General features: G+C 58.7%; 29 protein-coding genes. 17 read left to right on the forward strand and 12 right to left on the reverse strand.

Annotated elements, in window-relative coordinates:
- Nucleotides 1-32: 32 nt before the first annotated feature.
- A complete protein-coding gene (locus ACR0C3_RS16565; protein WP_480759514.1) occupies nt 33-1,547 on the reverse strand; it encodes a mechanosensitive ion channel family protein in 1,515 nt (504 codons plus the stop codon).
- A gap of 345 nt (nt 1,548-1,892) precedes the next feature.
- Between ACR0C3_RS16565 and yajC the strand changes: the two genes are divergently transcribed.
- The 10 genes from yajC (at nt 1,893) to ACR0C3_RS16615 (ending at nt 8,884) form a co-directional block, all read left to right on the forward strand.
- Nucleotides 1,893-2,180, forward strand: a complete 288-nt coding sequence (gene yajC / locus ACR0C3_RS16570) for a preprotein translocase subunit YajC (protein WP_155151194.1) — start codon at nt 1,893-1,895, stop codon at nt 2,178-2,180.
- A 33-nt stretch (nt 2,181-2,213) separates the two neighbouring features.
- On the forward strand, nt 2,214-3,875 hold the full coding sequence (gene secD / locus ACR0C3_RS16575; RefSeq protein ID WP_480759516.1) for a protein translocase subunit SecD: 1,662 nt from the start codon (nt 2,214-2,216) through the stop codon (nt 3,873-3,875).
- Nucleotides 3,876-3,877: 2 nt separating this feature from the next.
- Entirely contained in the window at nt 3,878-4,846 is a 969-nt protein-coding gene (gene secF / locus ACR0C3_RS16580; RefSeq protein WP_480759517.1) for a protein translocase subunit SecF, read from the forward strand.
- Nucleotides 4,839-5,585, forward strand: coding sequence for a TSUP family transporter (locus ACR0C3_RS16585; RefSeq protein WP_480759518.1), 747 nt, complete (start codon nt 4,839-4,841; stop codon nt 5,583-5,585). The genes secF and ACR0C3_RS16585 overlap by 8 nt, the downstream gene beginning before the upstream one ends.
- Nucleotides 5,586-5,594: 9 nt before the next feature.
- Nucleotides 5,595-5,948 (forward strand): Mth938-like domain-containing protein, encoded by a 354-nt coding sequence (locus ACR0C3_RS16590; protein ID WP_480759519.1) that lies wholly within the window; start codon nt 5,595-5,597, stop codon nt 5,946-5,948.
- A 146-nt stretch (nt 5,949-6,094) separates the two neighbouring features.
- Nucleotides 6,095-6,709, forward strand: coding sequence for a heme ABC exporter ATP-binding protein CcmA (gene ccmA, locus ACR0C3_RS16595; protein WP_480759520.1), 615 nt, complete (start codon nt 6,095-6,097; stop codon nt 6,707-6,709).
- Complete coding sequence (gene ccmB / locus ACR0C3_RS16600; RefSeq protein WP_480759522.1) at nt 6,706-7,362, forward strand: heme exporter protein CcmB; 657 nt, start codon at nt 6,706-6,708, stop codon at nt 7,360-7,362. The genes ccmA and ccmB overlap by 4 nt, the downstream gene beginning before the upstream one ends.
- A 61-nt stretch (nt 7,363-7,423) precedes the next feature.
- On the forward strand, nt 7,424-8,197 hold the full coding sequence (locus tag ACR0C3_RS16605) for a heme ABC transporter permease (RefSeq protein WP_170488838.1): 774 nt from the start codon (nt 7,424-7,426) through the stop codon (nt 8,195-8,197).
- Entirely contained in the window at nt 8,194-8,352 is a 159-nt protein-coding gene (ccmD, locus tag ACR0C3_RS16610; protein WP_170374069.1) for a heme exporter protein CcmD, read from the forward strand. Before ACR0C3_RS16605 ends, ccmD begins: the two co-directional genes overlap by 4 nt.
- Complete coding sequence (locus tag ACR0C3_RS16615; protein WP_480759524.1) at nt 8,345-8,884, forward strand: DsbE family thiol:disulfide interchange protein; 540 nt, start codon at nt 8,345-8,347, stop codon at nt 8,882-8,884. Before ccmD ends, ACR0C3_RS16615 begins: the two co-directional genes overlap by 8 nt.
- Here the strand turns inward: ACR0C3_RS16615 and ACR0C3_RS16620 are convergent.
- Together ACR0C3_RS16620 and acnA are read right to left on the reverse strand one after the other, a co-directional pair.
- Entirely contained in the window at nt 8,881-9,582 is a 702-nt protein-coding gene (locus tag ACR0C3_RS16620) for an SDR family NAD(P)-dependent oxidoreductase (RefSeq protein WP_480759525.1), read from the reverse strand. The genes ACR0C3_RS16615 and ACR0C3_RS16620 overlap by 4 nt on opposite strands.
- Before the next feature lie 141 nt (nt 9,583-9,723).
- Nucleotides 9,724-12,414, reverse strand: a complete 2,691-nt coding sequence (gene acnA, locus ACR0C3_RS16625) for an aconitate hydratase AcnA (protein WP_480759526.1) — start codon at nt 12,412-12,414, stop codon at nt 9,724-9,726.
- Nucleotides 12,415-12,636: 222 nt separating this feature from the next.
- On the opposite strand from acnA, the gene ACR0C3_RS16630 reads away from it, so the two are divergent.
- A complete protein-coding gene (locus ACR0C3_RS16630) occupies nt 12,637-13,338 on the forward strand; it encodes a DUF1223 domain-containing protein (protein WP_480759527.1) in 702 nt (233 codons plus the stop codon).
- On the opposite strand, the gene ACR0C3_RS16635 is transcribed toward ACR0C3_RS16630, so the two are convergent.
- The 4 genes from ACR0C3_RS16635 to purB all read right to left on the reverse strand — a co-directional run bounded on the left by ACR0C3_RS16635 (nt 13,339) and on the right by purB (nt 17,537).
- Nucleotides 13,339-14,262: a lysophospholipid acyltransferase family protein gene (locus tag ACR0C3_RS16635; RefSeq protein WP_480759529.1), complete on the reverse strand. Its 924-nt coding sequence runs from the start codon at nt 14,260-14,262 to the stop codon at nt 13,339-13,341. It abuts the gene before it with no gap.
- A gap of 84 nt (nt 14,263-14,346) precedes the next feature.
- Entirely contained in the window at nt 14,347-15,432 is a 1,086-nt protein-coding gene (locus tag ACR0C3_RS16640; RefSeq protein ID WP_480759530.1) for a flagellar motor switch protein FliG, read from the reverse strand.
- Between the two features lie 77 nt (nt 15,433-15,509).
- Nucleotides 15,510-16,058: a tetratricopeptide repeat protein gene (locus ACR0C3_RS16645; protein ID WP_480759629.1), complete on the reverse strand. Its 549-nt coding sequence runs from the start codon at nt 16,056-16,058 to the stop codon at nt 15,510-15,512.
- A 174-nt stretch (nt 16,059-16,232) separates the two neighbouring features.
- Nucleotides 16,233-17,537 carry an adenylosuccinate lyase gene (gene purB, locus ACR0C3_RS16650; RefSeq protein WP_170458892.1) on the reverse strand — a complete coding sequence of 435 codons (1,305 nt, stop codon included), beginning with the start codon at nt 17,535-17,537 and terminating at the stop codon, nt 16,233-16,235.
- 117 nt (nt 17,538-17,654) lie between these two features.
- On the opposite strand from purB, the gene ACR0C3_RS16655 reads away from it, so the two are divergent.
- From ACR0C3_RS16655 to ACR0C3_RS16670, 4 genes are all read left to right on the forward strand, one after another.
- Nucleotides 17,655-18,083: a DUF6314 family protein gene (locus ACR0C3_RS16655; protein ID WP_480759531.1), complete on the forward strand. Its 429-nt coding sequence runs from the start codon at nt 17,655-17,657 to the stop codon at nt 18,081-18,083.
- Between the two features lie 72 nt (nt 18,084-18,155).
- Complete coding sequence (locus ACR0C3_RS16660) at nt 18,156-18,743, forward strand: biotin transporter BioY (protein ID WP_480759533.1); 588 nt, start codon at nt 18,156-18,158, stop codon at nt 18,741-18,743.
- Nucleotides 18,744-18,882: 139 nt separating this feature from the next.
- Nucleotides 18,883-19,440 (forward strand): hypothetical protein, encoded by a 558-nt coding sequence (locus ACR0C3_RS16665; RefSeq protein ID WP_480759534.1) that lies wholly within the window; start codon nt 18,883-18,885, stop codon nt 19,438-19,440.
- Between the two features lie 9 nt (nt 19,441-19,449).
- Entirely contained in the window at nt 19,450-19,785 is a 336-nt protein-coding gene (locus ACR0C3_RS16670) for a hypothetical protein (RefSeq protein WP_170374057.1), read from the forward strand.
- 12 nt (nt 19,786-19,797) lie between these two features.
- Here ACR0C3_RS16670 and ACR0C3_RS16675 read toward each other — a convergent pair whose 3' ends face one another.
- Nucleotides 19,798-21,012 carry a bifunctional alpha/beta hydrolase/OsmC family protein gene (locus ACR0C3_RS16675; RefSeq protein ID WP_480759535.1) on the reverse strand — a complete coding sequence of 405 codons (1,215 nt, stop codon included), beginning with the start codon at nt 21,010-21,012 and terminating at the stop codon, nt 19,798-19,800.
- Between the two features lie 216 nt (nt 21,013-21,228).
- On the opposite strand from ACR0C3_RS16675, the gene ACR0C3_RS16680 reads away from it, so the two are divergent.
- Nucleotides 21,229-21,420 (forward strand): hypothetical protein, encoded by a 192-nt coding sequence (locus tag ACR0C3_RS16680; protein ID WP_170374055.1) that lies wholly within the window; start codon nt 21,229-21,231, stop codon nt 21,418-21,420.
- Between the two features lie 4 nt (nt 21,421-21,424).
- On the opposite strand, the gene dddP is transcribed toward ACR0C3_RS16680, so the two are convergent.
- Nucleotides 21,425-22,768 (reverse strand): dimethylsulfonioproprionate lyase DddP, encoded by a 1,344-nt coding sequence (gene dddP / locus ACR0C3_RS16685; protein ID WP_480759537.1) that lies wholly within the window; start codon nt 22,766-22,768, stop codon nt 21,425-21,427.
- Between the two features lie 124 nt (nt 22,769-22,892).
- On the opposite strand from dddP, the gene ACR0C3_RS16690 reads away from it, so the two are divergent.
- A complete protein-coding gene (locus ACR0C3_RS16690) occupies nt 22,893-23,636 on the forward strand; it encodes a heme-dependent oxidative N-demethylase family protein (protein WP_480759538.1) in 744 nt (247 codons plus the stop codon).
- A 36-nt stretch (nt 23,637-23,672) separates the two neighbouring features.
- Here ACR0C3_RS16690 and ACR0C3_RS16695 read toward each other — a convergent pair whose 3' ends face one another.
- The 3 genes from ACR0C3_RS16695 to ACR0C3_RS16705 form a co-directional block, all read right to left on the reverse strand.
- Nucleotides 23,673-24,569 carry a hypothetical protein gene (locus tag ACR0C3_RS16695; protein ID WP_480759540.1) on the reverse strand — a complete coding sequence of 299 codons (897 nt, stop codon included), beginning with the start codon at nt 24,567-24,569 and terminating at the stop codon, nt 23,673-23,675.
- A gap of 199 nt (nt 24,570-24,768) precedes the next feature.
- Nucleotides 24,769-25,560 (reverse strand): lytic murein transglycosylase, encoded by a 792-nt coding sequence (locus tag ACR0C3_RS16700; protein ID WP_480759542.1) that lies wholly within the window; start codon nt 25,558-25,560, stop codon nt 24,769-24,771.
- A 63-nt stretch (nt 25,561-25,623) separates the two neighbouring features.
- Nucleotides 25,624-26,268 carry an MSMEG_1061 family FMN-dependent PPOX-type flavoprotein gene (locus tag ACR0C3_RS16705; protein ID WP_480759543.1) on the reverse strand — a complete coding sequence of 215 codons (645 nt, stop codon included), beginning with the start codon at nt 26,266-26,268 and terminating at the stop codon, nt 25,624-25,626.
- Nucleotides 26,269-26,298 lie beyond the last annotated feature (30 nt).

A 26,298-nucleotide genomic window follows, 5' to 3' on the forward strand; every position in this document is an offset into this window, starting at 1 on the left:
GGAGGGTGTAGCGCTGGTTAACCAAACTGCGCCTAACTGTCCGGCTCCTCATCGTGATGAGCCAGATGTCCGTCCCATTCCCCGGTCGGGATCTTTGGTTCGGGCGGATCAGCGATATAGGAGGGGGTCATGATCTGCACGTTATTCTCGTTGAATACCGCCACTATGTTGCGATGCAGATCTGACCGGATCTTGGGAATAATGCTGCCTCGGGTCGTGTATCCGTTGATCTGATAGTTGATCGCGTAGTCGGCCAGCGCGGTCCACAGGACAAAGGGTTCGGGCTTGGACTTGATCCCCTTGGTGCGATTGGCGGCCTCGATCAGCATTGCCTCGATTTTTTCAGGCGGCTCTTCATAGCCGATGCCAACGGTTGTGTGCAGCAACAGCCCGCTGCCATCCGTTTTCTTCGAGAAATTCACCACGTCCGAATTCATCAGCTGCGCGTTGGGGATCGAGATTAACTCGTTCTTGATGGATTTCAGATGTGTTTCCATCAACTTGATCTGCACCACGTCGCCGATGTGGTCTCCGATCTGAATACGGTCCCCGATCGAGGTCGAGCGGCGATAGATCACGAACAGCCCGGCCAGCATGTTCGATACGACCGAGTTTGCGCCCAGCGACAGCATGGCACCGACCAGAATGGTTAAGCCCTGAAACGCCGCCGAATCCGAGCCGGGAATATAGGGCACGGCAAAGACCAGTGCGATCAGGATCACGACCACTCGGGCGATGTTGAAGGTGGGGTTAACCCAATGCTTCTCAAAATCCCCCATATCGAAGGATCCGGCCTCGACCGCATCGAAGAAGACCCGCATGCCCTTGATAATATACAAAGTTACCCAGGCGATCAGGCCAAGCATGATCATATTTGGGATATAGCTGAGGATGCCTTGGAAGATCAGAAGGACCGGCTCGGTCAGATAGGTCAAAAGCAATTGCGCGAAATACCGGGTTTCGGCAAAGGCCAGTAGGACAAACGACAGGTAGTAGTAGAAACCCAGGAAGAAAATCACCAGCAGGGCGAAATTCAGACCGTAACGCACCAAGGCTGCAATGGCCTCGGCTTGAACGCTCTTGGCCGTGGCGGTTTCCACGTCCTTCAGGTAGCGCTTCACGAATCTCAGTGTCCGCCGTCTGATTCTGCGGTGTAGCCACAAGATGACAACGATAAAGACAATGAAGCCCAAGGTCCAAGCCGCGGCTTCGATAGCACCTGAAACCCGCGCCTGTTCTGTTCGATTCAAACGGTAGGCCTCAATAGCCTGTTTGATTGCATTGCCGTGCAGAACACTGACAACGCTGAGTTCCATCTGGTCCAATTCTGCATCGGCTTCGGTGACGATCGAAACCCGTTCACCATCAACCAGAACCCAGGTGCCGAATTCGGTTTCCTCAAAGCTGATCGTAACCTCGGACGCGTCCGACGCTTCGGCGATTTCTATGATCTTGTCTTGAACTTCTTCGGCACGCTCGGGGGCGGGTAGTGCGCTTGAGCCTCGAACCTGAAACAGAACGTCCCCGTCTATTATCACTGGGGCCATAAAAGTTTCTGATTCTGCAGCTTCTGGCACAGGCGCATCGGTCGGTGACTCTTGTGCCTCGACAGGTTGGCATAGCCAAAGGGCTGCTGCCATTGCAGTCAGCAAATAACGTAGCAAATGGAAGGGTTTGAATTGCCGTGCCATGTGTCCCCCTTGTTGGGAACTATACCCGGTTTGAACAGTGTTCCTAGGACATATCTGCAACGTTTTGACGGTTCTTGTGGCGGCAGGTGTGCGTTCAGGTGGGTCACGCTGCCGCCATTGCTTGCAAACACGCATATCAGCGCATAGGTTCCCGCCAAATTTGCGGAACGGTGCCGCAGGTCAAAGAAAAAGGAATATCCCATGGAAGGTGGCGCAATCGCCCAGTTTCTCCCGCTGATCCTGATCTTCGCGATCATGTATTTCCTGCTGATCCGTCCGCAGCAAAAGAAGATGAAAGAACACCAGGCCATGGTCGAAGCTGTGCGCCGTGGCGATCAGGTCGTCACACAGGGTGGTCTGATCGGCAAGGTGTCGAAGGTCAAGGAAGGCGACAACGAGATCGAGGTCGAGATCGCCGAGGGCGTTAAGGTTCGTGTGGTCAAGTCAACCATCGCTCAGGTTCTGAACAAGACCGAACCTGCGAAGTAACTTCGCCTTACAATTCCTTGAAAAGGCAGGGTTATGCTGCAAATTGATACCTGGAAGCGGGTTCTGATCTGGCTGGTCTGTGTGACCGGCCTGCTCTTGGCTCTGCCGAATGCGTTCTACACGCGGGTCGAACAATCTAATGACGCCAAAGCCGCGATTGAGCTTGGCGCGGATACGCCCGAAAATCAGGCCGAAGCGGCGCTGTGGCCGAACTGGCTGCCGTCCTCCTTGGTCAATCTGGGCCTCGATCTGCGGGGCGGTGCGCATCTGCTGGCCGAGGTCAAGGTCGAGGATGTCTACGAATCCCGGATGGAGGCGATGTGGCCTGAAATCCGCGACGCGCTGCGGGATGAGCGTTCCACCGTTGGCACGATCCGCCGTCAGGACTCGGACCCCGATCAGATTCGCGTCCGCATCAGCCAGCCCGAGGGGACGTCTCGTGCACTGGAAACCGTTCGTGGTCTGGCCCGTCAGGTTCAGACGCTGACAGGTGTCGGTGCGACCGATATCGAAGCTTTTGCCGATGGCGATACAATCGTTGTACAGCTCTCCGAGGCTGAGAAGCTCGCCTCGGATGATCGCACCGTGCGCCAATCGCTTGAGATCGTACGCCGCCGGATTGACGAGGTTGGTACGCGTGAACCTACCATTCAACGTCAAGGCGCAGACCGTATCCTCATTCAGGTCCCCGGAATCGGAAGTGCAGGCGAGCTGAAAGAGATCATCGGCACCACGGCGCAGCTGACCTTCAACCCCGTTGTTGGTCGTGGCACGGACCCGGATGCCACTGCCGGTATCGGTGAAGAAGTAGTGCCGTCGATTGACGAAAGCGGAGTGTACTACACGCTTGAATCCTCTCCGGTCGTGACTGGGGAAGAGCTGGTGGATGCGCAGCCCTCGTTCGATCAGAACGGCCGTCCAGCAGTCAGCTTCCGGTTCAACACGTCGGGCGCGCGGAAATTCGGTGACTATACGCTGGAAAATATCGGCGCGCCTTTCGCGATTGTGCTGGATGATGAGGTGATCTCGGCCCCTGTGATCCAAAGCCACATTCCCGGCGGCTCAGGCATCATTACAGGCAACTTCACGGTCGAGGAGAGCACCAACCTTGCTATCCTGTTACGGGCAGGGGCCTTGCCTGCCGAGCTGGAGTTCCTCGAAGAACGTACCATCGGCCCTGAATTGGGTCAGGACAGCATCGACGCAGGTAAAGTCGCCACTATGGTAGCCTTTGCCGCGGTGCTGGTGTTCATGGCGCTCAGCTACGGTTTGTTTGGTCTCTTCGCCAACATTGCCTTGATCATCAACGTGGGCCTCTTGTTCGGCCTGCTGTCGCTGATTGGCGCCACGCTGACCCTGCCGGGCATTGCGGGTATTGTTCTGACGGTCGGTATGGCCGTGGACGCCAACGTGCTGATTTTCGAACGTATCCGAGAGGAACTGAAATCTGCCAAAGGTCCCGCGCGTGCGATTGAGCTGGGCTATGAAAAGGCCCTGTCGGCCATCGCGGATGCCAACGTGACCACCTTCATCACGGCGGTGATCCTGTTTGCCATGGGCAGCGGCCCCGTGCGCGGATTCGCCATCACTCTGGGCCTGGGTATCCTGACCTCGGTCTTCACCGCGATCTTCGTGACGCGCCTGATGGTCGTCATGTGGTTCGAACGCCGCCGTCCGAAAACGATCGAGGTTTGATCATGAGACTGAAACTCGTACCCCAAAGCACCTCGTTCGATTTCTTCAGCCGCTGGAAGCTCTGGCTGGGCATCTCGGCCCTGATGATGGTTGTGGCCTTCGCCTCATTCATGTTGCAGGGCCTCAACTTCGGTATCGACTTCCGGGGCGGCACAACGATCCGTACAGAAAGCACCCAGCCGATTGACGTGGGTATCTACCGCGACGCAATTGCACCTCTCGAACTGGGCGATGTCTCGATCACCGAAATTTTTGATCCGACCTTCGGACCAGAAGATAACGTCGCGATGATCCGCATTCAGGCACAAGCAGATGCCGAAGCTGTCGAAGCCTCGACCATCACAGCCGTTGAGGGCGCGCTGCAGGCCGTGATCCCCGATATCCAATTCGTTTCGGTGGAATCGGTTGGCCCGAAAGTCTCGGGCGAGTTGATCCAGACAGCCGTGATCGCCATCGTTTTGGCCATCGGAGCGGTGCTCGTCTACATCTGGCTGCGGTTCGAATGGCAGTTCGCTCTTGGCGCGGTCGCGGCGCTTGTACATGACGTGATCCTGACCATCGGCATCTTCTCGGAGCTTCAAATCCGCTTCGATCTGGCTATCATCGCGGCGCTTCTGACCATCGTGGGCTACTCACTGAACGACACCGTGGTCGTGTTCGACCGGGTGCGTGAGAACCTGCGGAAGTATAAGAAGAAAGACCTCAAAGAGGTCCTCAACATCTCGATCAACGAAACCCTCAGCCGAACGGTGATGACCTCGGTTACGACCCTGCTGGCGCTGATCTCGCTCTACGTGCTGGGCGGTGACGTGATCCGCGGCTTTGTCTTCGCGATGATCTGGGGTGTGATCGTGGGGACCTATTCGTCGGTCTTCGTGGCCTCGACCATCCTGCTGTGGCTGGGCGTCAAGCGTGACTGGTCCAAGCCGTCAAACAACGCAGGCAACCAGTTTGCCAACGTAGATGCCTGAGGTCTTCGGCCAGTCCCCACAGGGTCTGGCCGTAGTTTTATTTGCAGCCTTTCTTGGGGGCGTCGTTCGCGGCTTCTCGGGGTTTGGCACCGCTTTGGTTTTCCTGCCCATCGCCACCCCATATCTCGGCCCGTTCGGAGCGCTGATCGGTCTGACGATCATGGATATCTTTGGCCCCTTGCCGAATCTGCGCCGGGCATGGAGTGCAGTGAACAAGGGCGATCTGGCGCGCCTTCTGCTGGGCTGCGCACTGGTCCTTCCGCTGGGGCTATGGGTGTTGACGCAGGTCGCGCCCGAGGTTTTCCGCTATGCGGTCAGCGGTCTGGCCCTTGCGATGCTGACCATTCTGATCCTCGGCCTGCGCTATCACGGTCATGTCAGCCGCGTGATGGTCACGGGTATCGGCGGAGCCGCCGGGTTCCTTGGCGGTGTCGCAGGGCTACCTGGTCCGGCCGTCATCCTGTTCTACATGTCGCGCCCACTGCCGGTGGATGTCATTCGCGCGACAATCCTGTTGTTTCTGTTCGGGTTCGACTTCCTGCTACTCGGTTACCTGACCGGCATGGCGCAGGTCACCCTCGCCGCTGCCGGGTTGGGGCTTCTTCTGGCGCTACCCAACCTGCTGGGCAATTGGCTGGGCGGGTGGCTTTTCCGACCAGACCGGGAACGCCTCTACCGCGCGGCCGCCTATCTGGCGATTGCGCTGGCGGCCTTGTCCGGCCTGCCGCTTTGGGGGTAAACACGGCGCATGCGATTGAATGAGATCAACTACACCAATGCTGAACCCGTCGACGGGTACGGCCCCGGTTTTTTCCGGATCGGAGGGCGTGTTCGTCGAGGCGCAGTGCTGACTGGCCCGACGGGAACGCAAACGTGGGGCGGATACGCAGACTTCGCGCCACTGCGCGAGCTGTCCGAGGTCGTCGATGTCCTTTTCATCGGAACCGGAGCAGAGCTGACCCATATCCCGCCCGAGCTGCGCCAAACTCTCGAATCTGCGGGGATCGGCGTCGAGATCATGAACTCACCCGCCGCCTGCCGTACCTACAACGTTCTGCTATCCGAAGGTCGCCGCATCGCGCTCGCTCTTATCCCCGTCTGACGGGATCCCTTTCATCTGGCCAAAAATATCTCGGGGAGCGCGAGGGGCAGCGCCCCTCGCATCCGAACCCACCCAAGCGCAACACCCTAGCTCCCTGCGTCAAATCCAACCTTTTGCCTGCGTCCCCAATCGGATAAGCGAGTCTCATGACATTATCCGTTTCCGATCTGACCATCACCCGTGGTGGCGTGCCCGTGCTCGAGGGGTTGAGCTTCAAACTCACCCCCGGTCAGGCGCTCATTTTGCGCGGGCCGAACGGAATCGGAAAAACAACGCTTCTCCGCACTTTGGCGGGGCTACAACCTGCCTTGGCAGGAAAGATCGAAGGGGCCGAGGACCAGATCGCCTACGCCTCACATTCCGATGGTTTGAAGCCAACCCTGACGGTGGTCGAAAACCTCGCCTTCTGGGCGTCGGTTTTTGGGACCCATGACATCCAGCCGGCTCTGGACGCCTTTGCGCTGAATGGCCTGTCCGACCGCCATGCGGGCAACCTTTCGGCAGGGCAAAAGCGCAGGCTGGGCCTTGCACGGATGCTGGTCACGGGGCGGCCGATCTGGATGCTGGACGAACCAACCGTCTCGCTCGACAAAAACGCCGTTCAGATGTTCGCCGGCGCCGTACGTGGGCATCTGGGGCAGGGCGGCTCGGCCCTGATTGCAACCCATATCGACCTCGGCCTCGACGGAGAGGTTCTGGACGTCGGCCCCTACAAAGCCAAACCGCAACCCATCGATGACTTTGACGGAGGCTTCCTGTGATCGCCCTGTTGCTGCGCGACCTGAAGCTGGCCTTCCGCGCAGGCGGAGGCTTTGGTCTCGGCCTGGCCTTCTTCCTGATCGTCACGGTTCTGGTGCCTTTTGCCGTAGGTCCCCAATCGTCGCTGCTATCGACGATCGCGCCGGGAATTCTGTGGCTGGGTGCTTTGCTCGCCTGCCTGCTGTCCCTCGACCGCCTTCTGGCCTTGGATTGGGAGGATGGCTCGCTGGACCTTCTGGCCACCGCTCCTCTGCCGCTTGAGGCTGTGGTCTCGATCAAAGCGCTGGCGCATTGGATCACGACCGGTTTGCCTTTGGTTCTGGCAGCACCGTTTCTGGGCGTCTTGCTGAACCTTCCCGCGCCGGGGTTCTTCTGGCTGGTGATCTCGCTCCTGCTGGGAACGCCCGCCATGAGCGTCATAGGGACCTTCGGCGCAGCCCTGACTGTCGGTTTGAAGCGCGGCGGCCTGTTGTTGTCACTACTGGTTCTACCGCTCTACGTCCCAACCCTGATCTTCGGCGCAGAAGTCGCCCGCCGGGGTGCTGTCGGGATGGAGAACCAAACCCCGCTTTTGATGCTGGCGGGGATCACGATGGCCACGATCGCTCTGCTTCCATTCGCCAGCGCAGCGGTCCTGCGCATCAATCTGCGGTGAAGCGCCACAACTTTGAGCAAGGTCAATTGAGAATGAACTCGAGTCAGACTAAATAGCTGATATGTCTATCGCAGCCAAAGCCAACGCCCTCTGGGAATATGCCAACCCGCGCAAGTTTCTTGCCACCAGCGAGCGTGTCTTGCCCTTTTTCTGGATCACCTCCGCGGTTTGCATCGTGGTCGGGCTGGTCTGGGGCTTCTTCTTCACGCCCGATGACTTCCGACAGGGCTCGACGGTCAAGATCATCTACCTGCACGTCCCATCGGCCCTGATGGCAATCAATTGCTGGCTGATGATGCTGGTGACCTCGCTGGTCTGGCTGGTGCGGCGCCATCACGTCAGCGCTCTGGCCGCGCGCGCCGCCGCACCTGTGGGCATCGTGATGACCCTGATAGCACTTGCGACTGGGGCGATTTGGGGCCAGCCGATGTGGGGCACCTGGTGGGCCTGGGATCCGCGCCTGACTTCGTTCCTTATCCTGTTCCTGTTCTATCTCGGCTACGTCGCCCTGTGGGAGGCGATCGAGGACCCGGACACCGCCGCCGACCTGACCTCGGTCCTGTGTCTGGTGGGATCGGTCTTCGCGATCCTCAGCCGCTATGCGGTGAATTTCTGGAACCAGGGGCTGCATCAGGGCGCCTCGGTCATGCGGGCCGGAGCGGTCACGGGCACGGATACTGAAGAGAAGGTCAGCAACGTGTTCTTCTATCCATTGCTGACCTGCATCATTGGCTTCGTTTTGCTGTTCATCGCATTGGTTTTGTATCGTACCGGCACTGAAATCCGTGCGCGTCGGGTCAAAGCGCTACTGGCTCGTGAAAGGGTGGGCGCATGATGCCTGATCTTGGAAAATACGCAGACGCTGTCTTGTCGTCCTACGCTGCTTCGATCCTGCTGCTCGTTGCGCTGGTCGTCTTCAGCGTGATCCGGGGACGCAAAGTGAGGGCCGAAATGGAGAAAATCGAACAAAGGATGTCGCGCAATGGCTAAGATTTCGCCTTTGATGATCGCGCCGCCGCTGATCTTCGGTGCTTTTGCCGTTCTGGCCGGTATCGGCATGTTCCGAGACGACCCCAACGCCCTGCCATCCGCCCGCGAAGGGCAACCCGCCCCTCCGGTCGTCCTGACTGAGTTTCCGGGCAAAACGCCTTTCGACGACGCGACCCTGCGGGACGGGCAGGTCAAGCTGGTCAACTACTGGGCCAGCTGGTGTGCCCCCTGTCGGGCAGAGCATCCAAACCTTGAGGCGCTGTCGAACGAAGGCATCCCGGTCTACGGTGTCAACTACAAAGACAAATTGGACAATGCGCAAAGCTTCCTGACTGAACTCGGCGATCCCTATATCGGCATCGGTCGCGACGAGCAGGGCCGCATGGCGTTGGATTGGGGCCTCTACGGCGTTCCCGAAACCTATGTGATCGACGGGGGGGGCACCGTGATCCTGCGTTTCGCCGGTCCGATCACCCAACGTGTGATCGAAAGCACGATCCGCCCGGCGCTTGAAAAAGCGGCTGGCGGTTAGAGCCTGTAGCCACCGGTCACAGCCAAGGTCTCACCCGTGATGAATGCGGCGTCGTCTGACGCCAAGAACCGTACGGCCTTCGCGATATCTTCGGGCCGCCCAATCCGCCCTGCGGCTGTGTTCTCGACGAACAAGGCGGTCAAGTCTTCGGGGCGCGGGTCTTCTGGGATATTGATCGCCCCCGGTGCCACAGCATTGACCCGGATTCCCTGAGGTCCTAGTTCTTTTGCCATCCCGCGTGTCCACAGGTTCAGGGCTGCCTTGCTTGCCCCATAAATCACCGCGTCTTTCGGTGGCAAAACGGCGTTCATCGAGGAAATGCTGACAATCGCCGCGCCGGGTTTCAAATGGGGCAGAGCAGCCGCCAGCAACGCGGACGGCACCAACAAGTTCAAGTCGACAATTGCGCGATGGTCTTCCCGGTCAAAATCCTCTTTCGGAGTGGATCTGACCAAACCCGCATTGTTCACGATCACGTCCAGCCGCCCGAAACGTTCCACAACGTCGCGTATAACCGCTTCAGGCTGTCCGTCCTGCGTCAGATCAGACCGTATCGGTTGCAAACCTTCCCCTTCTAAATTCGGATCGGGCTCGGTGGACAGCCATGTGAAAGCAACTCGATGATCGCGCCGTAGGTCTTCCACGATTGAGCGCCCGATACCTCGCGCGCCACCCGTTACCAAAGCCACTTTCTCCATACCAACCTCCTGCCAACGGCTGATGGTCCACTTAAGACTCCATCAAATTTGTTCAAAAAATACCTCGGAACGCGAGGCAGAGCCTCGCAAAGAAAAAGGACGCCGATTGGCGTCCTTTTCAGTCTGTGGATCGACACCGCGTCAACCCGCTTTCGCGAGATTGCGCAGCACATAGTGCAGAACACCGCCATTCTCAATGTATTCGATCTCAGGGGCTGTATCTATGCGGCATTTCAAGGTGATGGTCTTCTCGGTCCCGTCGCCATAGGTGATGGTGCAGGGCACCTCCTGCAGCGGCTCAATCGTGTCCAGACCGTGGATCGAGACCGTCTCATCCCCCTTCAACCCAAGCGTTTTGCGGGTATCACCACCGGTGAACTCAAACGGAATCACGCCCATGCCCACGAGGTTTGAACGGTGGATGCGCTCAAAACTCTCTGCAATCACGGCTTTGATACCCAGCAGAGCAGTCCCCTTCGCGGCCCAGTCACGGGAAGAGCCTGCGCCATATTGCTCGCCTCCGAAAACGACCAGAGGGGTGCCATTCGCCTGATACGCCATCGACGCGTCGTAGATCGAGGTCTGTTCGCCATCCGGCCCCTTGGTGTATCCGCCTTCCACCCCGTCCAGCATCTCGTTCTTGATGCGGATATTGGCGAAGGTACCGCGCATCATGACCTCGTGGTTGCCCCGGCGCGAGCCGTAGGAGTTGAACTCACGCGACTGCACCTGACGTTCCATCAGGTACTGACCAGCGGGCGAGGTCGTGGCAAACGAACCAGCGGGCGAGATATGGTCGGTCGTGACCATATCGCCCAGGATCGCCAGCACCTTGGCCCCTTCAATGTTCGAGATCGTGCCCGGTTCGGCCCCCATGCCCTGAAAATATGGCGGGTTCTGGATATAGGTCGAGGTCGGCGGCCAGTCATAGGTTTCCTGCTGCGGAACCTCGACCTCGCGCCATTTCTCATCCCCTTTGAAGACGTCGGCATATTTGGACTGGAACGCCTCGCGGGTGACGGTTGCTTCGACCAATTCCGCGATTTCGCTCTGGCTCGGCCAGATGTCCTTCATGAAGACGTCATTGCCGTCCCGGTCCTGACCAATGGGTTCAGAGGTTAGGTCGATATCCATAGTGCCCGCCAGCGCATACACAACGACCAGAGGCGGCGAGGCCAGATAGTTGGCGCGCACATCCGGCGAGATCCGTCCTTCGAAGTTGCGGTTGCCCGACAGAACCGAGGTGGCGACAAGATCGCCCTCGGAAATCGCCTCGCTGATTTCTCGCTGGATCGGACCCGAGTTGCCGATACAGGTGGTGCAGCCATAGCCCACAAGGTTGAACCCGATCTTGTCCAGATCGTCTTGCAGACCCGCCGCCTCAAGATAGGCGGAAACCACCTGCGATCCCGGCGCAAGCGAAGTCTTCACCCATGGCTTGCGGTCCAGACCCAGCGCGGCGGCTTTGCGGGCAACCAGACCAGCTCCGATCATCACATAGGGGTTCGAGGTGTTGGTGCAGGAGGTGATCGAGGCGATCACGACCTTGCCCGATTCCATACCGTAGTTTTCGCCTTTGACTTCGACCTGCTTGCCCATCGGGCGCTTAAAGGTCTTCTCCATCTCGTTCAGGAACGCGGCCTTCGCTTCCGTCAGCGCCACATAGTCCTGCGGACGTTTCGGCCCCGAGATCGCAGGAACGATGGTGCCCATATCTAGTGACAGGGTGTCGGTATAGATCGGCGCGTAGTTCTCATCACGCCACAGCCCGTTTTCCTTGGCATAGGCTTCGACCAGCGCAAGACGGTCTTCGTCGCGCCCGGTATTGCGCATGTAACGCAGGGTTTCCCCGTCGATCGGGAAGAAGCCGCAGGTTGCGCCATATTCGGGGGCCATGTTGGCGATCGTCGCACGGTCGGCCAGTGGAAGGCGATCCAACCCTTCGCCGTAGAATTCGACGAATTTACCAACCACGCCTTTTTCGCGCAGCATCTCGACGACTTTCAGCACAAGGTCGGTGCCGGTCGTGCCCTCGACCATCGCGCCTGTCAGTTCGAATCCCACAACCTCTGGGATCAGCATCGAGATCGGCTGGCCGAGCATCGCTGCCTCTGCCTCAATCCCGCCGACGCCCCATCCCAGAACGGCTATGCCGTTGACCATGGTGGTGTGGCTGTCGGTGCCCACGAGGGTGTCGGGATAGGCGACCTCATCCCCGTTCTGATCGGTATCGGTCCAGACGGTCTGGGCCAGATATTCGAGGTTCACCTGATGGCAAATCCCGGTGCCGGGTGGCACAACGCGGAAATTGTTAAAGGCGTTCTGACCCCATTTCAGGAACTGATACCGTTCCATGTTCCGCTCGTATTCGCGGTCCACATTCATCTGGAAGGCGCGCGGGTTGCCGAATTCGTCGATCATGACCGAGTGGTCGATGACCAGATCCACCGGGTTCAGCGGATTGATCTTTTGCGCATCACCGCCCAGAGCTTTGATGCCGTCGCGCATCGCCGCAAGGTCCACCACGGCAGGCACGCCGGTGAAATCCTGCATCAGCACGCGGGCAGGGCGATAGGCGATCTCGCGCGGGTTCTTACCTCCGTTCTCACCCCATTCCGCAAAGGCCTTGATGTCGTCGACCGAGACAGAGAACCCGTCATCCTCGAACCGCAGCATGTTTTCCAGCACCACTTTCAGCGCGGCGGGCAGCTTGGAGAAATCCCCCAGACCGGCCTCTTGGGCTGCGGGGATGGAATAGTAGGAAATGGTTTTGCCATTCACGCTCAGGCTGCGGCGTGTTTTGGCGTTATCCTGTCCGGTTTTGATAGGCATCCTGTGGCCTCCCTTTCAAATGACTTGGAAAATGGGATTCGCTGCGGTTTATCTTGATCACGTTTGTCCGGGGTTCAAGCGTCAGTTACTGACAAGATGAAAGTGTATACTGTGGTATGCAAATTTAAGTGCAGGGGATCGCCTCGTCTCAAGAAACCTTGATTGGAGCTTGAAGAGCAAAACGTTTATCCGTTTTGCAAGATTTTCTAGCCGAGGGGACACATGTTCAAATCTGCCCTAGCAGCCGCCATTCTATCCGCCTGTGCCGCCTTTTCAGTATCGGCGCAAGAGGATCCGGTTGTGATCGAGCTGTTCACCTCGCAAGGGTGTTCGTCCTGCCCGCCGGCGGATCGGCTTTTGCACGAGCTAATCAAGCGCGATGACGTGATCGGGCTGGCGCTGCATGTGGACTATTGGGACTACATCGGCTGGAAGGACGAATACGCCATTCCGGATCATACGTCGCGGCAACGGGCCTATGCCCGCAATGGTGGCCGGTCGATGATCTACACACCTCAGATGGTGATCAACGGGCAGCACGACGTGGTTGGCGCGAAGGCGCAGGAATTGGATCGGCTGATCAAGGCACATCTCATCGCTGCTCCGACAGCCGAAGTCGAAGCCGAGCGTTCGGGGCAAGAGGTGACGGTGCGCGTAACGCCGATCGACTTGCCAGCTGGGGATACCTACGACGTGCGGATCGTTCAGTACACGCCGCTGCGCCATGCCTCTATCCGGCGTGGAGAGCTCGCGGGCCATGACCTCGATTATGCCAATGTGGTGGAAAGCTGGCAGATAGCCGGGCGCTGGGACGGCGTCAATGAGCAGGCGTTTGCAGCACAGTTGGATTCGGACCTGCCAGCGGTTGTTCTGGTGCAGCGGGCAGGTCACGGGCCAATTATTGCGGCCGCACATGTGAAGTGATCAGGGCATATCCTCGGGCTGAACACCCAGCCCGTTCCATGCCTTCCAGCGGCGGTGAATCCAGAACCATTGGCCCATATGCTGGCGCACCATTTGTTCCAGATCGTCGTTGATATGCTGCGTCATGGTTCTGGGGTCGGAATGTGGCACCGGGTCGTGTAACACGATCTCGAAATCCAGACCATTTGGTTGGCGTACTGCGTAGCAGGGGATCATGACCGCATTGAACTTCATCGCAAGTTCGGCATTCAGCAGGGATGTGACGGCGGGTTTGCCAAAAAACATTAACTCCTCGCCGCCATGAACGTGCAGGTCCGAGACGATAGCGATCATTTCACCGCCTTTGAGGGAGCGCACCATCTCAACCATCCCACGCCGGCCTTGTTCGAACATGGGTGAGCCGGTTTTGTAGAAGGCTTTGACATAGGCCTCGTTAAAATACGGGTTGGCCATGCGACGGAATAGGCAACCTATTGGGCGCCCGCTGCGGGCCTGCAGCGCGATTCGCGCTGCCAAGTAGTGCCCGAAATGCGCTGCGATGATCATGACCGGTCGCCCCTCGGCGGCAGCGGCATCAAAAGCGGCCACACCGGGGCCGGATGTCTTGGCGTTGCGTTGGCGCGCCGTGAACCCGTCGGGCGAGAAGTGTTCCATCATGGCCCTGCCTGCATTATCCGAGACCTCAGCCGATATACGGTTAATGTCACGATCTGAAAGCTCAGGGCAGGTGAGTTTCAGGTTGTCTCGGACCCGTTTGCGAAACCCCACCAGCGGGGCCAATCCGCGCACCAAGGTCCCCATTGCCGCGATGCGGGTTCCATATGGCAGCAACCGCATGCCGCCGATCACGCCTTTCAGTAACAGACTGGCGACATAGTATTTCCCAAGCTCAAACCGGCTGAGCTCTGACTTTTCGACAGGCATGGAAGTGTCTCACGGCGTGTTGCGTTTTGCTGGGTCAGACATACAGGCCCGGCCCGGCAAGCTCAAGCACTCAGCCGGTTGACGTCAGTCTTCGTCTTCTTCCGGCTCGACCAATTTTAGCGTGCCGTCGTCGGCCAGTCTGCGGATGGCCCCTACGATCTCAGTCATGGCCTCTTCGGCCTCGGACTGTTTGACGCGCCCGCGTTCGGCCATTTCCTCGCGCAGATTATCCGCCATACGGGCAGAGATGTTGGAGAGGATGAACTCGACCGAGGCCTTGTCATCATCAGCGGCGGCCCCGGCCAGAGCGGTGACAAGGCTGGCTTGTTCAACCCCGCGCAGAATGGCGGGCACATCGCGCGTGGCGATACGGGCCGGGATATGCGCGAAAGTGAAGATGGATTGACGTACAATGTCTGCGAATTCAGCGTCCTCTTCGTTCAGGGCCGTCAGCAACCCATCGCGGGTTGAGGCTGCTGACTGGTTCAGGATCGCCCCTACGCGCGCACCGGGGCCATCGGAAAACGCCTTCGACGGGCGTTGATCCAGTTGAGCAGCTAGCGACCAACCGATCCGTTCCACCGCTTCAGGGGTCACATTGGCCGTTTTGGAGATAGCATAGGTGATGCGTCGCGCAATGGGGCCGGGTAGGTGCCCAAGCAATTGCGCTGCTTTGACCGTATCGAGTTTGGACAGCATAACGGCGGCCACTTCGATGCTTTCTGCCTGCGCCATCTGGGCCAGATCCTCGGCCGAAATTTCTCGCAGTCTTTGCCACGGATCACCAATCTGACGCACGCCGGCGATCTTGCGCAATCTCGCTGCGGTGGCGGGGGCAATCTTGTCGTCTACCGCATCCAGCGCACCGGCGAGGCCATGGGGGAAGGACAGGCCCACGCTATCCAGCGCGTCGCCAAATTCCTGCGCCACGGCCTCCAGTGTCACACGGTCTACAAGACCCATCTGACCCAGTTGGTGCGTAAGTGTTTCCTGCAATTCCTCGGGCAGTTCCTCTAGCGGAATATCCGCCCCTTCGTTCAGCAACAGGCGCACCACGATAGCGGCCTTTTGGCGATTGCTGAGTGTGCGGGGGACGACGCGGGGCGCGTCGTCCGCCTGACCTGCGCCCGAGGGCTGAGCCTCCGGTGCCACCTGAACCAAAGTATTCATGTACTGCATCTGCCTGCGGTGCCAAAGTTCCGTTCCACAGGCAGGTTAGCGGGAATCAGGTAAAGAAAGGCTGAACCTCAGTAGTCATAGGTCAGCCCGGTCTTGATGGCCTCGCGCAGAGACGCCTCGGCCCAGGTGCCTTCGCCTCCACGAGCCTTGATCTCGCGCCATTGGGCGATGGCCAGATCGGTTTTGCCTTCGGAAACAAAGCCCTGAGCCATATAGCTGCGCGCCAGAAGGTTATCGGGGTTTGTGGCGATGGCCTGCTCGTAATATTCGTTTGCCAGCTCAATGTTGCCCATCTTGCGATGCGTGAAGCCCCAGTAGGTCAGAACACGGTCATCGCTTTGATCGCTCATGACGCGCAGGATGTTCTGGGCGTTTTCCAGCTGACCATCATAAGCCAGCTCACGCACGGCCTCATAGAGGTCCTCATCGGTGAAATTCGTCGCGCTCGGTTTGACGCAGCGCCCGCGGTCTTCGCTCCAGACCCGACCGAACAGGCATTTCTTTGTCGTGTTGGTGGGCTTGGGGGGATTGGCACCGCCGCCACCGGCCGCGTGGGCTACTATGGGGGAAAAGGCGAAAGAGGTCAGTGCAATCGCGGATGCAAGAAGAATGCGCATAGTTTTAACTCCGTGGTCAGGTCTGCTCATTGAAATCATAGTGTGATCTTCAAAAAAGCTAACACCGGAGCTTTTCGATTTATTCACAAAGCAGACAGAATTTTTGTTCACGAAGTGCGTGATGATGCAAAAAGCGCCCGGTTGATGAGGGGCCGGGCGCTTTAGTGGGATGGATTATTCCCCGAAGACACGCTCGAAAATCGTGTCGACATGCTTGGTGTGGTAGCCCAGATCGAATTTTTCTTCGATCTCTTCCACGCTGAGGGCAGCGGTGACTTCGGCATCGCCCAGAAGTTCGGTTTTGAAGTCCTTACCTTCTTCCCAAACCTTCATCGCGTTACGCTGAACCAGACGGTAGGCATCTTCGCGGCTGACACCGGCTTGAGTCAAGGCCAGCAGCACGCGCTGGCTCATGACCAGACCGCGGAACTTGTTCATGTTGGCCAGCATGTTTTCCGGATACACGACCAACTTGTCGACCACGCTGGTTAGACGCGACAGCGCGAAGTCCAGAGTGACGGTGGTATCAGGGCCGATGTTCCGCTCGACCGACGAGTGCGAGATGTCACGCTCATGCCACAGTGCCACGTTCTCCATCGCGGGTACGACGGCCATGCGGACCAGACGGGCGAGACCGGTCAGGTTTTCGGTCAGAACCGGGTTGCGCTTGTGCGGCATCGCCGACGAACCCTTTTGTCCTTTCGAGAAGAACTCTTCGGCCTCAAGAACCTCGGTCCGCTGCATGTGACGGATTTCGATGGCGATGTTCTCGATGCTGCTGGCGATGACGCCCAGAGTGGCAAAGAAGGCCGCGTGGCGGTCGCGCGGGATGACCTGAGTGCTGATCGGCTCGGGCACCAGACCCAACTGGTCGCAGACATGCTCTTCAACGCGGGGGTCGATGTTTGCAAAGGTGCCAACCGCGCCGCTGATCGCGCCGGTGGCGATTTCTGCACGCGCGTCGCGCATACGAGACAAGTTGCGATCCATCTCGGCGTAGAAGCGGGCAAAAGTCAGGCCCATCGTTGTCGGCTCGGCGTGGATGCCGTGGCTGCGGCCGATGCGAACCGTGTCTTTGTGTTCGATGGCGCGGCGCTTCAGAGCGGCCAGCAACCCTTCGAGGTCTGCGATCAGAATATCGGCGGCGCGGGTCAGCTGCACGTTGAAGCAGGTATCCAGAACGTCTGAGCTGGTCATGCCCTGATGCACAAAGCGGGCTTCTTCGCTGCCCACATGCTCGGCCAAGTGCGTCAGGAATGCGATGACGTCGTGCTTGGTAACGGCCTCGATTTCATCAATGCGGGCCACGTCGAATTCCACGTCCTTGGCTTTCCACACCGCGTCGGCGTTTTCACGCGGGATCACGCCCAGATCAGCCATGGCTTCGCAGGCATGTGCCTCGATCTCGTACCAGATGCGGAACTTGGTTTCGGGCGACCAGATGGCAACCATCTCGGGGCGGGAATAACGGGGAATCATTGGCAGCAGGACCTTATTGTGATTTGGCAGAGAGCGTTGCGGCGGGGTTTAACGCCGCAGGCGTATGGGAACAAGGCATGAGTGCCCGATTGCGGCGATCTGGCCGGGGTAGTGGAAATGACGACCTTACCGACAACATTGTCTGATTTCGAAGGGCGCTGGCGCCTGATGCGCACGATCCGCGATGCGCGGGCTGGGCAGGTCGTGCAGGCTGAGGGAGAGGCCCAGCTGCTGCGATCCGAGGACGGGCTGATCTACACCGAAGAGGTGACGCTCAGCATCCCCGGACAGCCTCCAATGAAAGGAACCCGCAAGTATTTATGGCGCGACGGTGGACATCGCGTGTTGATCCATTTCGACGACGGGCGGTTTTTCCATGCCCTGACGCTGGGCGAGCAAAACGCCTCGGACCACCATGATTGTGCGCCTGACAGTTACGATGCGGTCTATGATTTCCACGACTGGCCCCGCTGGTCGGTGCAATGGACGGTGAATGGGCCGCGAAAAGCCTACGAAATGACCACAGACTATGCCGCGGTAGCGTAATCATGTTGCAGTTTGAGTGCTGACAAGGCATTGCTGGTGCAGAAATCTTGGTCCGAATTGGGAGAAGTTAAGATGAATGTAAACGTTCTGGCCAATGCGTTTGGCCCGCGTGAAGGTACGGCGCTGCTTGTAAAGCAGGTTGTGTTGGTCGCTCTGGGCATCGTGGCCCTGGCGGTCGCTGCGAAAATCAAAGTGCCGATGTGGCCTGTTCCGATCACCATGGGCACCTTTGCTGTCCTGACCATCGGCACTGCCTATGGCGCGCGTCTGGGTCTGATCACCATGCTAGGCTATCTGCTTGTTGGCGCGCTGGGCTTTGACGTGTTCGCAGGTTCCTCGGCCGAGAAATTCGGTCTGACTTACATGATGGGCGGCACCGGCGGCTATTTGGTCGGCTACCTGATGGCGACCGTTCTGCTGGGTGCTCTGGCCGCGCGCGGCTGGGACCGCTCGGTTATCAAACTGGCACTGGCGCTACTGCTGGCCAACGTTCTGATCTACGTACCGGGCCTGCTGTGGCTGGGTCAGCTCTACGGTTGGGACAAGCCGATCCTGGAATGGGGTCTGACACCGTTCCTGCTGGGCGACGCCATCAAGCTGGGTCTGGCGGCCCTGCTGATCCCCGCCGTTTGGAAACTGGTCGGAGACGCGCGCAGCTAGGCGCCTGAACCTGCTGGAATTCAAACCCGCGCCCCGAGATCCGAGGCGCGGGTTTTTCTTTTCCAGGCAAGGCGGTGCTGGACAAGACCAGCCGCGACGGGCCAATCTGCGATCAGTGAAATAATTAGGCAATTGAGATATGCGTATTCGTTTAAAGACGGCTCTGGCGACCTGCGCGGCCCTTTGGGTCGGGGCAGCTGTGCCAGCTGCCGCAGATACCCCGGTGACTTATACCGACGCCGGGCGTGCGCTCTTCAGCTTTGCGGTGCCGGATTTCTGGGTGCTGCGGACAGGCGGGCCGCGTGATATTGAAGATACCGAGTTGGGCGACCCCCGCGCGGTGGCGCGTGTGATGGGGTTCAAGCCGGTCACGGATGACTCGGTCTGGATGGGGTTCGTCTCGCCCGCCGGAGTTGTCAGCATTCAGGACGGGCTGCGGTATCTGGAGGATATCGACAAGTTTCTGGTGAATGATCCAACGGTGACCAGCACCAGCGACACTCGTATTGCAGGACTGCCTGCCAAGGTGATCCGGGGCACCGGCACGCGAGATGGAGGGGTGAGTTTCACCGCCACCATTATTGATTTGCCCCGTGGGCGCGTTGCGATTGCTGTGACGATCCTGCGGAACGGGGCCGATCCTGCCTATGTGGATGATCTGAACGCCGTGTTCGCGTCGTTCCGGTCGTTGCAATAGGGGACTCAGATGACACGTAAACTGATGAAACGATCCGTTCTTGTTTTGGGTCTGGGGATCTCAAGCCTGACGCTGGCGGCCTGTGATGGCGTCAGCGTCGGGGTAGGGGTCGGATATGGGTACGATCCCTTCTACGACTCGATGCTGTGGAACGATTACTACCACGACGTGGATGTGGATATCGATATCGACCGTCCGGACAGGCCGGACCGACCGCCGGTCAATAGACCCCCGGCGCGCCCGACGCCGCCGATCGCGAAGCCTCCGGCGCGTCCGCGGCCTCCGGTTGCGCGGCCGCCAGCGGCGCGACCTCCGATACATCGGCCCGCGCCTCGCAGGGGCTGAGAATCGTCACAATCAGGGGAGGAGTTCGGTCGTGATATGCGCCGAACCCTCCAGCGTGCGATGCACCGGGCATTTGTCGGCGATTTCCAGAAGACGGTCGCGCTGGGCTTGATCCAGAGGCCCCTCAAGCCGAATCTTGCGGCGGAACAGATCGACCTTGGCGTCCCCGTTCAGCCCAGCATCCTGCGCGTGGACCTTGTTGTGACACACGTCAACCGAAACACTGGTCAGCGGCCACTTCTTGCGCCGCGCATACATGCGGATCGTCATCGACGTACAAGCCCCAAGCCCCGACGAGACAAAGCCGTAAGGCGACATACCCCGATCCGTGCCGCCATATGAGGCGGGCTCATCCGCGACGACATGATGGCGCGGTCCGGCCTGGATATCCTGTAGGAAGCCATTGGGATCGGCCTCGGTCACCCGGACAACACCTTCGGGTGCGCCCGGAGGCGGTGCAGGCGGGCGGAGGTCGATATAGCGCGAAACCCACGCGGAAATGACGTCAGCAGCATATTCGGCATCGCTTGCCCGAGTGATCAGGTGATCGGCGTCGTCGAGTGTCACGAAGCTTTTGGGGTGTTTGGCGGCCAAAAAGAGCGTGCTGGCATTGTCGATGCTCACCGTTTCATCCCGCGGCGCGTGCAGGATCAAAAGCGCGGCCTTGAGGTTGGCGACCGAAGGGGTCAGCGCAGCCTCGGAGATATCATCGACAAAGGCCTTTCCAATGCGGAAGGGGCGACCGCCCAGAGAAACCTCGGCGCTGCCTTCTTGTTCGATCTCGGGCAGAGCCTGTTCGAAATGGTGCGAGACGTGTCCTGGATCGGCTGGTGCCCCAAGCGTTACCACCGCCTTGACCGAAGGAATGCCCGCCCGCGCGCGCAGAACCGCAGCGCCCCCCAGCGAATGCCCGATCAGCAGCGCAGGGGCCATGTCTCGGCCGGCAAGGTAGTGCGCGGCCGCGATCAGGTCTTCGACATTCGAGGTAAAGGTGGTGTTCGCAAACTCACCCTCAGAATGGCCCAGTCCTGTGAAATCAAAACGCAAAACGGCAATGCCCATTGCCGCCAAACGGGCCGAGATCCGACGCACGGCAGGAATGTCCTTAGAGCAGGTGAAGCAATGCGCAAACAGAGCGGTCGCCAGGACGGGACCTTCCGGCAGGTCGAGTCGCGCGGCCAGACGGCCGCCGTCGTGACCGGCAAAAGTGATGCGTTCGGTGGGCATGGCAGTTCCTTGGATTTCGGTATGGGATCAATAGTGTGCAGTTGTGCCGGATGTCTCAACCCCATTGTAGGAAGCGTCACGGGAAGGTGAGCAAAATCCAGTGAATATTTCGGTATTCAAGAAATGTGATGATGCACACATCAAATATTCGTTTTCATAATTGATCTCCTCCCCCCATTTTGCAGTTGTCACACCAAGCAAGACAAGGAGACCGAGATGACACATACGGCATGCGCCCCTCGCCAGCATAACCTTCGCGCTGATCTGCTGATCCTTATCGCGCTCAGCGGGGTATTGGGCTTTTCACTGGGTCAGAATTGGGAAAGGGCGACCCCGACCAGTGTCGAAGCCGCCCTTCCATCCGAGGATTGGCACGGGAATGTCCGGCGCTCGACCTGGCCGGACTGAGTGCTTATTCCAGCCCCATCAAGCGGGCATCAAACGGGTATTTGGTCAGATTCTCATAGCCGTCTTCGGTGATCAGAACCTGATCCTCCAGCTTGATCGAAAAGTCCCCACCGACCTCACCAACAGCGGCCTCGACGCACAGGACCATGCCGGGTTCGAGCGGGTAGTCATAAGCGCCCTCGACCGCTTTGTCCGGGTACGCGACCAGAGGCCATTCATCGCACAAGCCGACGCCATGCATCAGGCAGCCGTATTTCTGGGCCTGGAACTTGTCGTCGAGTTTGTGCGCATTTGCGGTAAGCTCAGGGATCATGACGCCGGGTTTCAGCATCTCCATGTTGGTCATGATATGCTCATGCGCGTGCTGCATGGCATAGATCATGTCTGGGCGCGGTTTCTGGTCACCAATCCACCATGTGCGTGAGATGTCGATGCAGATCCCGTAAGAGCCGACCAGATCGGTGTCAAAGGCGATGATCTCGTTCTGTTGTGTGATACGCGGACCACATTCCTGGAACCACGGGTTGGTGCGTTGGCCCGAGGCCAGCAGGCGGGTCTCAATCCACTCTCCACCGCGACGGATGTTCTCGGCGTGCAAAACCGCCCAGATGTCATCTTCCGAGGTCTTGCCGTTCCCCACATTGGCGCGGGCGAATTTCTCCATCTCGGCCACGGCTTTTTCGCAGGCGTGGCTGGCGCAGCGCATGGCCAGAATCTCATCCGGGCCTTTGATGGCGCGGGTTTTCTCGGTCAGCTCTTCGCCTTCCATCACCTCGAAGCCCTGCGCCTCAAGCGCGCGCAGACCGTGCAACATGATCTTGTCGACGGCCAGACGCTTGTTGCCGCCGCTATGTTCCTCGATCAGGATCCGCACCTCGTTCGAGAACACATCCGCCGCGACATCCACTTTGTCGCCTCGGTCGAAATAGAACAGATCCGCGCCGGAGCGCTGTTCGCGCACCAGCGGGTTGAATTCGGACAGGAAGGGCGAGTTCTTGTAGTCCCAGATCACCATATACCCGTCAGCGCACAGCAGAACGGCTCGGAATGGGTTGTGGGTGTTCCACAGCTGCATGTTCGTGCTGTCGGTTGCATAGCGGATATTGAGCGGGTCAAAAATCAGCAGCCCGCCATAACCACGATCCACGATCGCTTTAGTCAAACGTTTCCAGCGATGTTCCCGCATACGCTCGAGGTTGGGCAGGGTCAGTCCGGCTGCGGCCCATTCCTCAAAGGCAAGTTGGGTGGGCCCGATTTCGATTCGGTCATTGTCATTCGGCGTACCATCACCGAGCGTTGCGCCTCGGGTAGGATCGATTTTACGCGTGTCGCGGTAGTGCTGGTTCATGACTGGCCTCTGCTGGTTCACCCGAGAGGTATCAAACTTCGGTCTGGGGTGTCCCAGAAGAATACGACGGATTCTTGGTCGCTTTTCTACCGACAGTCGGTCAGGCTGATGATAAGTGGATGGCATGGTTGCCATTTTACAGTCCAGTATCCCATACGATCCGAGCCAAACCCGCGCGTTGCCAGGCATTCAGCCCACCGATATGGCGGAATGGTTGCATCAGGACGATGCCTTCGCCGCGCAGATGGTGCACCGTGCAGCCCTGTTGAAAAACCAGCGGGACGATGTTCTGGCCCTGTGCCCCGAGGCGGAGCCAGCCGCGCAGGAGTTGATGCAGCTTGTTCTACGTCAAACCTACCCAGAGGCGACTGACTGCGCATTGCGCCCGGATGGCGTGCGTGTGCCGATTGATTTTGCAAACCCGTTGGATACGCTGTGCAATCTGGTGCAAGAGGATTTCTGCATCCTCCAGAAGCACGGAGATGAGCATGTTCTGACCGGTGCGATCTTGTGCTTTCCGGCCAGTTGGCTCTTGCGTGAAAAGTTCATGCGGCCCTTGGTTGGAATTCATGTGCCCGTGGACAGCTATGATGACGATATTGCCCGTCGCGTGCAGCGTCTGTTTGACGGGATACAACCGGGGCGACCGCTTTGGCGGTTCAATGCCCTATGGTATGACGATCCCGAGCTGCACCAACCCCGAAGCGCCAGCGATCGGCGTGAAATCCGCGATTCTGGTCGCGCGCCATTTTTGCGTAGTGAACGCCAGACACTTCTACGCCTGCCGGAAACGCGCGCTGTGGTGTTTTCGATCCATACATACGTTCTGGCCGCAAACCAGGTTCCAGAAATGGAAAACCCCGCCTGATGGCGGGGCCTCCAAGGAGGGTCTTCGGTATTTGGGTTACATGCCGAGCGCGGTGGCGACATCGGCAAAGGCGTTGCTGGCGTTCAGCGCAACGATGGCAAAGGTAAAGACCAGAACCTGAGTGTTCAGGCGGAAATCCTCGCCCCGGATCAGGTTGACTGCGGCCATCGACACAGCAATCGGAGCCGACATGCTGGCGACGACACCCGTCAGGCACCAGCTACTCAGCCGTAGGGCGTCGCTAGGGCGGTCGGATGCGTCCTCTTGCGGATCAGGCGCGGCCTGCGCCATCGGGTCATCTTCGGTGCGAAAGGCGATGCTCAGCAATTGCTCATCGGTCAGTTGGATGGGGCGGGGGGCAGGTTTGGCAATCTCGGACTCTTCGGGTTCCGGATAGTTCAACCCTGCAAACTGTCCGCTGACCGACTGAAAGATCTGTTTGCGATTTCTGGGTTTGGTCGGTGCGAGCGTGTCAAAGGCGCTCATGAACTGCTCGACTGTCAGAACCGTATGAGGCGACAGCCACTCCACCCGCTGGGATGAGCAGATGTCGACCATGCGATACAGGATAACCACCAGCATCAACTCCGAGATTTCGGAATCATCCAGCAAGGGGGACACTGGGGAGATGTTGATAACCAAACGGTTGCGAGGAAGCGACGCAGACGGCCTGACCAAGGTTTTCAGGCCGGCGGCACGGTCCAGACGCTCATGCCGGTCGTTGGGCTGCAGGTCCTCGGTCTCGAGCGTCAATCGCACGAGATACTGGCTGCAGACGATGCTCGCCTCAGTGTTGCTCAGCAGGGCCTTGCGCTCAACGAGGTGGCCGTAATCTTCCAAGGTCGCGGCGACAATAGTTCCGAAACGCTCGACCGCGCCGTCGGTGTCGCCTGCAAACTGCAAGCCGCCATGATAGCTGTGCTTTTTGGTCACTGCGCATTCCTTTGCCGCAAGTCGTCTTGGGCATTATTCTAAAGCGCGATGTGGGGCAGAATTTGACGAAATTACAAAAAAATCGAAATTCAGATGGATTGACTACGCTTTGGAAACCAAGCGATTGAGGCTTTTTCCGTGCAACTATGGCGATATTGTGGCTGAACTGTGAGGGGTGCGCGGCGGGATCGCGGCCGGGCTATCCATCGATTCGGGCAGCCATTATCGCGATAGATTGCTGGTAGACCGAGGCTGCGTTCCACTGCTGGATAACCTTGAAATTTGGCTGCCCCGGCTGGTAGCCGCGACCGGGTTTCCAGCCCTTCTTGCGCAGAAAATTGGCGGTTGAGGCCAGCGCATCCGTCATGTTGTAGAAGTCCACACGTCGGTCCCCCGTGGCATCGACACCATAGGTCAGCGCGTTGCCGGGCAGAAACTGCGTATGACCCAGTTCGCCATGTTTTGCCCCCTTTGTCGCCATGGTGATACTACCCTGATCGACCAGTTTTAGTGCCCCAATTGCATGGGGAATAAAGAACTCGGATCGGCGACAATCGTAGGCCAGGGTAGTTATTGCTGACACAACCTGACTGTCGCCCATAAAACCCCCAAAGCCGGTTTCCATACCGTGGATGGCGATCAGAACCCCGGCGGGAACTCCATATTGGCGTTCCAACGCGGCGTAGAATTCCGGGTTTCTGGCCTTCCGTTTGCGTCCCTGCGCAACAATGGTGTCGGCCCCGCGCACACGCATGAATTTTTCCAGCGAGTATTTGAAGCTTTTCTGGTTGCGATCTGCAGCAATGGTTCCGGTCGCATATTGCGTCTGCGCGAGGGCTTGAAGGCCCTTCTTCTTCACCCCGGACTTCTTGGCCTGCTTTGCGAAATCAGCTTTCCAGGCCTCGAACCCGGCACCGGTGTTCCCACAGGGAGCCGAGAGACCAAGCGTCGGTGCAGACAGAGCGAGCGTCAGGGTTAGAATGCGCAACATCAGTTAAATTCCCTCATACAATCTGCGCCAAGGCTAAACGCCAGCCCTTGCTTCGCAAAGGGTTTAATACAGATCCAACTCGCCTGCTTGCTTGAGGTCTTCGAACCACTCATCGGGCGTTTTGTCGATCTTGGCGTGTTTGACCATCATCGCGTTCATATTCGGCAGGTCCGAGGATTCAGGCCATTTCTCCGGCTGCCAGAGGTTGGAGCGGATGACGCATTTGGGGCAGTGGGCAAAGGCGGTTTCGACATGGACCAGCAGCGCCAGTTTGGGCGCTTTGCCTTTGATGGCCATGGTCCTCAAGAGCGTTTCATCGGCACAGATACGCGCCGTACCGCGAATGCGCAGCGTCTCCATCTTGCCGGGGACGAAGAAGATCACACTGACGCGTGGGTCCTTCAGAACATTGTGAAAGGTATCGACGCGCTTGTTGCCGGGGCGGTCTGGGATGGCGAGCATATTGTCCGAGATGTCATGCACGAAGCCTTCGGGGTCGCCACGCGGCGAGATATCGAGATAACCGTCCGGGTTGGCTGATGCGATCAGGCAGAATGTGGACCTGTCGATGAAGTCCCGACACATCTGATCCAGAGCTGACAATTCCTTTGCGATGATCTGAGGCAATGGCGCGCCGGTGATGCCCTCCAACTGTTCAGCCGAGGTCACATATTCGGTGAATTGCGCGAACGGGTCATCGGGTGACATGCGCTCTCTCCCAACCTGTTTTGACGGCCA

The organism is Ruegeria sp. CK3 (assembly GCF_056536565.1).

What these genes read in the sequence shown, in the direction of transcription:
- ACR0C3_RS16565 (WP_480759514.1), bottom strand. Translation starts at nt 1,547, where the DNA reads ATGGCCCCAGTGATAATAGACGGGGACGTTCTGTTTCAGGTTCGAGGC.
- yajC (WP_155151194.1), top strand. Translation starts at nt 1,893, where the DNA reads ATGGAAGGTGGCGCAATCGCCCAGTTTCTCCCGCTGATCCTGATCTTC.
- secD (WP_480759516.1), top strand. Translation starts at nt 2,214, where the DNA reads ATGCTGCAAATTGATACCTGGAAGCGGGTTCTGATCTGGCTGGTCTGT.
- secF (WP_480759517.1), top strand. Translation starts at nt 3,878, where the DNA reads ATGAGACTGAAACTCGTACCCCAAAGCACCTCGTTCGATTTCTTCAGC.
- ACR0C3_RS16585 (WP_480759518.1), top strand. Translation starts at nt 4,839, where the DNA reads ATGCCTGAGGTCTTCGGCCAGTCCCCACAGGGTCTGGCCGTAGTTTTA.
- ACR0C3_RS16590 (WP_480759519.1), top strand. Translation starts at nt 5,595, where the DNA reads ATGCGATTGAATGAGATCAACTACACCAATGCTGAACCCGTCGACGGG.
- ccmA (WP_480759520.1), top strand. Translation starts at nt 6,095, where the DNA reads ATGACATTATCCGTTTCCGATCTGACCATCACCCGTGGTGGCGTGCCC.
- ACR0C3_RS16605 (WP_170488838.1), top strand. Translation starts at nt 7,424, where the DNA reads ATGTCTATCGCAGCCAAAGCCAACGCCCTCTGGGAATATGCCAACCCG.
- ccmD (WP_170374069.1), top strand. Translation starts at nt 8,194, where the DNA reads ATGATGCCTGATCTTGGAAAATACGCAGACGCTGTCTTGTCGTCCTAC.
- ACR0C3_RS16615 (WP_480759524.1), top strand. Translation starts at nt 8,345, where the DNA reads ATGGCTAAGATTTCGCCTTTGATGATCGCGCCGCCGCTGATCTTCGGT.
- ACR0C3_RS16620 (WP_480759525.1), bottom strand. Translation starts at nt 9,582, where the DNA reads ATGGAGAAAGTGGCTTTGGTAACGGGTGGCGCGCGAGGTATCGGGCGC.
- acnA (WP_480759526.1), bottom strand. Translation starts at nt 12,414, where the DNA reads ATGCCTATCAAAACCGGACAGGATAACGCCAAAACACGCCGCAGCCTG.
- ACR0C3_RS16630 (WP_480759527.1), top strand. Translation starts at nt 12,637, where the DNA reads ATGTTCAAATCTGCCCTAGCAGCCGCCATTCTATCCGCCTGTGCCGCC.
- ACR0C3_RS16635 (WP_480759529.1), bottom strand. Translation starts at nt 14,262, where the DNA reads ATGCCTGTCGAAAAGTCAGAGCTCAGCCGGTTTGAGCTTGGGAAATAC.
- ACR0C3_RS16640 (WP_480759530.1), bottom strand. Translation starts at nt 15,432, where the DNA reads ATGAATACTTTGGTTCAGGTGGCACCGGAGGCTCAGCCCTCGGGCGCA.
- ACR0C3_RS16645 (WP_480759629.1), bottom strand. Translation starts at nt 16,058, where the DNA reads ATGCGCATTCTTCTTGCATCCGCGATTGCACTGACCTCTTTCGCCTTT.
- purB (WP_170458892.1), bottom strand. Translation starts at nt 17,537, where the DNA reads ATGATTCCCCGTTATTCCCGCCCCGAGATGGTTGCCATCTGGTCGCCC.
- ACR0C3_RS16655 (WP_480759531.1), top strand. Translation starts at nt 17,655, where the DNA reads ATGACGACCTTACCGACAACATTGTCTGATTTCGAAGGGCGCTGGCGC.
- ACR0C3_RS16660 (WP_480759533.1), top strand. Translation starts at nt 18,156, where the DNA reads ATGAATGTAAACGTTCTGGCCAATGCGTTTGGCCCGCGTGAAGGTACG.
- ACR0C3_RS16665 (WP_480759534.1), top strand. Translation starts at nt 18,883, where the DNA reads ATGCGTATTCGTTTAAAGACGGCTCTGGCGACCTGCGCGGCCCTTTGG.
- ACR0C3_RS16670 (WP_170374057.1), top strand. Translation starts at nt 19,450, where the DNA reads ATGACACGTAAACTGATGAAACGATCCGTTCTTGTTTTGGGTCTGGGG.
- ACR0C3_RS16675 (WP_480759535.1), bottom strand. Translation starts at nt 21,012, where the DNA reads ATGCCCACCGAACGCATCACTTTTGCCGGTCACGACGGCGGCCGTCTG.
- ACR0C3_RS16680 (WP_170374055.1), top strand. Translation starts at nt 21,229, where the DNA reads ATGACACATACGGCATGCGCCCCTCGCCAGCATAACCTTCGCGCTGAT.
- dddP (WP_480759537.1), bottom strand. Translation starts at nt 22,768, where the DNA reads ATGAACCAGCACTACCGCGACACGCGTAAAATCGATCCTACCCGAGGC.
- ACR0C3_RS16690 (WP_480759538.1), top strand. Translation starts at nt 22,893, where the DNA reads ATGGTTGCCATTTTACAGTCCAGTATCCCATACGATCCGAGCCAAACC.
- ACR0C3_RS16700 (WP_480759542.1), bottom strand. Translation starts at nt 25,560, where the DNA reads ATGTTGCGCATTCTAACCCTGACGCTCGCTCTGTCTGCACCGACGCTT.
- ACR0C3_RS16705 (WP_480759543.1), bottom strand. Translation starts at nt 26,268, where the DNA reads ATGTCACCCGATGACCCGTTCGCGCAATTCACCGAATATGTGACCTCG.